General features: G+C 39.6%; 3 protein-coding genes. All 3 read left to right on the top strand.

Features of this window, described 5'->3' with window-relative positions; all coding sequences use genetic code 11:
* Window positions 1-148: 148 nt before the first annotated feature.
* The 3 genes from CHB71_RS18650 to CHB71_RS18640 all read left to right on the top strand — a co-directional run bounded on the left by CHB71_RS18650 (window position 149) and on the right by CHB71_RS18640 (window position 2,890).
* A complete protein-coding gene (locus CHB71_RS18650) occupies window positions 149-1,282 on the top strand; it encodes an ankyrin repeat domain-containing protein (RefSeq protein WP_179213474.1) in 1,134 nt (377 codons plus the stop codon).
* Between the two features lie 238 nt (window positions 1,283-1,520).
* Window positions 1,521-2,411, top strand: coding sequence for a tetratricopeptide repeat protein (locus CHB71_RS18645; protein ID WP_089358484.1), 891 nt, complete (start codon window positions 1,521-1,523; stop codon window positions 2,409-2,411).
* A gap of 35 nt (window positions 2,412-2,446) precedes the next feature.
* Complete coding sequence (locus CHB71_RS18640) at window positions 2,447-2,890, top strand: hypothetical protein (protein ID WP_089358483.1); 444 nt, start codon at window positions 2,447-2,449, stop codon at window positions 2,888-2,890.
* Window positions 2,891-3,210: the final 320 nt, after the last annotated feature.

Raw genomic sequence — 3,210 nt, 5'->3', positions numbered from 1 at the left:
AGTGCGTATCTGAAACTTTGAATGCACCAGCAGATAAGCTACTTTTATCGCAATTAATTTAGCTCGGAGGCCACAGCGCTATATCTGAGCGTTAGATGTCATTATGCGGATACTATCTATTTTCTTAAGCCTTCTTATATTTTCCTGTATGACTAAAGAATCTGCTAATTCTGAGCCATTAGAACAATCAAATAATGTCACCTCCAATGATTCAATCACCCATAAAAAAGAGTTAAACAAAATACCCATTGAGGAGCAATGTGCTGCATTACTCAAAGAAGCAGTCCTCAGCAAGGATTCATTAAGAATCATCCAGCTAATTGATTCCGGGTGTAGTGTTAACCCGCCTGATCATGTCACTGAATCGATATATAAGTATCCTCTTTATTGGGCGATTAATACACATGATGTCAAATTGGTAAGAATCCTTCTTCAAAATGGGGCGAATCCAGCGATTAATCCGAAACAAACTCTTACACCAATTAAACTTGCTACGTTCATAAACATTCCTAACGAGATTTTTGATGAGCTTATTAAATATGATGTCAATTTCAATTCCTATAGTCAATGGGATATTTGTGAAACACCTTTAACTTGCGCTTTGAGCGCCGACCGAATAGACATTGCTAAAAAATTAGTTGAATTAGGTGCTACCTTAGATCCAGACTCGACTAATGGATATACTTCATCTTTGTATGCCGCAGCAAGTTATAGAAAGTGGGATTTTTTCGAATACTTGCTCGAAGCGGGAGCCAACCCAAATGCGCGATTTACAATATCGACCAGTGGTGATTGTGAACCATGCCCAGAGGGTATTACAGTGCTCAATACCGTAAGTAGAAATCTTGAAGCAGTCAAGCTATTATTTGAATATGGAGCTGACCCTAATATTGAAGATGATTTTGGATATAATCTATTGGAACAAATTGCAATAGGTAGCAAACCTGAAATCGTGCAATACTTAATTGATAAAGGGGCTAATCCAAGAGGGGCAATAAACAATGCTGCCGCTTTCCAGAATTTTGAGGTCGTAAAAGTCTTGCTGGAAAATGGAGCTGACCCCAATCAATCCAGCAATCAATATTCATCCCCTCTTAACGCAACGCTATCATGCTGCGGTAATGGAATCAATGAAAGTGGTCTAGAACCACGACTTAGAGTTGCTAAACTTTTGTTAGAATACGGAGCAAAACCAGATCCGTTTACCTTAACCCTAGCTAAAAGAGCCGGCAATGAATCAATCAAAGAATTATTGGTAGCCTTTGGATATAAAGACATCTAACAAGCGCTAGTGTGCATATGCCGGACTGCACCTAGCCACTATCGCAGGACGGCCCGCTCACCTTCCCTTCTGTATGTAGAGGATTTCCAGAGAACTTACCAGCTTTTGGCGAATGTCCGGGGTTAACGCAGCATTCTAAAGACAGATTGTAGGTGTGGTTCAGGTTCGCTAGTTTTAACCCAAAGAGCTACGTGTGGACATCCGCACACTAGCTAGACGTTAGCATTAATTTGAATTCATGAAAATATATTTTCTCCTAGCCTTAACCTTACTTTCTATCCTTGCATTTGGACAGGATTATCGAACAGAGTTTCTAGAATTCTGTGAATCTGGCGATACCTTAAATCAAATCAAAGTCCTAAAGAAGTGGGAGAAGGAATCTCCTAGTGACTCTGAACTTTTCACGAGTTACTTCAACTACCATTTCATGAAAAGTAGAAAGGAGGTTGTCACTCTAACTACTGATGAACCTCAAGGCAAAAAACTGGTAGTTACAGACAGTACAAATCAACCAAAAGGATACATAGGAAGCCAGATTTATTATGAAGACACAGAATTCCAAAAAGGAATCGATAGAATTGATGAAGGAATTAAATTGTATCCTAACCGCCTTGACATGAGGTTTGGAAAGATTTACTCCTACGGTCAAAAGATGGACTGGGAGAACTTCACTAAGACTATTAAAGAAACAATTGCTTACTCCTCAAAGAACAATAACAATTGGACATGGACAAATAACGAACAATATCCTGAGGGAGAACAAGGGTTTTTAAGATCATTACAAGACTATCAATTACAACTTTACAACACTGGTAACGATGACCTACTAACCAACATGAGAGAAATCGCTAGTGAGATTCTGAAATACTACCCCGAACACGTTGCTAGCCTTTCAAATATTTCCATAACCTACATGCTAACTGGTAAATATGACGAAGCACTTTCCTCACTTTTAAAGGCTGAACAAATTGATCCAACAGATTTTATAGTCCTATCTAACATTGCTCATGCATATAAACTGAAAGGAGATAACAAGAATTCGATCATATACTATAAGAAGACAATCGAACACGGTGATGAACAAGCAATCCAGTTCGCTAAACAACAGATTGAAGAACTGTCAAAATAAAAGATGCTAATTGGCGATAGCGTTAATTTTATTAAATGAAGAAACTGTACATCAACAGCAGACGGTATGCGAACTTCAGTCGGATTTTGATGGCGGTCATTCAACTGGGAACACTTGCGCCACTTATTTATCTGAGCGGACAACAACAACTCAACTCGAACTACCTCTGGCTAACTCTTCCCATCGCTGGATTCGGACTCATTTTGCTTATCGGCAAGTCTCGTTTTCTTTATCGAACCCTTGAAAGAACAGACGGCTCTTCGCTAACTTTTTATAACAACTTCTTCGGACACAGACTGAACACCACAACTCTAACCCTAGACTCAGTTGACAACATCCGAACATTCCAAGATTCCAAGAACTTTTACGTCATCGAACTTCAACTGAACAACGGAGCAACTTTTCAACTAGGAAGATTCGCTGTGAAGAGCCACCTCAAGCCATTCGAACAACTGGCTAACGAACTGATAAAAACATAATGCTAACAGTCGGTAAAAATGCATGTGGCTTCTGCATATCTGCAACTCTTAGTGCTACTGAACCGCGATTTCTGGCTTTTGGAAAGGTCCGTGCTTTCTGCTTTTCTCTCTGCCACTCGGAAAAATGCTTGTGGAACGTGCTGCATCTGAACCGTTGTGAGTTGGAACCAGAATCGCTACTTTTATCGGAATTTAAAAAGCTCGGGCCACACAGCATTTTACCTGAGCGTTACACACCATCTTCTTCAGGTCGTAGAAACATAACGACAAAGTTTACTTTCAACGAAACTTTTCTTAGCTTAGCCGAGTTAACATAAATG

This window comes from Ekhidna lutea (genome assembly GCF_900188325.1).
GTDB lineage: Bacteria > Bacteroidota > Bacteroidia > Cytophagales > Cyclobacteriaceae > Ekhidna > Ekhidna lutea.
Note: the sequence above shows the minus strand (reverse complement) of the source record. Positions and strands in the feature narration are given on the sequence as shown.

Coding starts and splice junctions, on each gene's coding strand:
- CHB71_RS18650 (WP_179213474.1), top strand. CDS start 149: ATGACTAAAGAATCTGCTAATTCTGAGCCATTAGAACAATCAAATAAT.
- CHB71_RS18645 (WP_089358484.1), top strand. CDS start 1,521: ATGAAAATATATTTTCTCCTAGCCTTAACCTTACTTTCTATCCTTGCA.
- CHB71_RS18640 (WP_089358483.1), top strand. CDS start 2,447: ATGAAGAAACTGTACATCAACAGCAGACGGTATGCGAACTTCAGTCGG.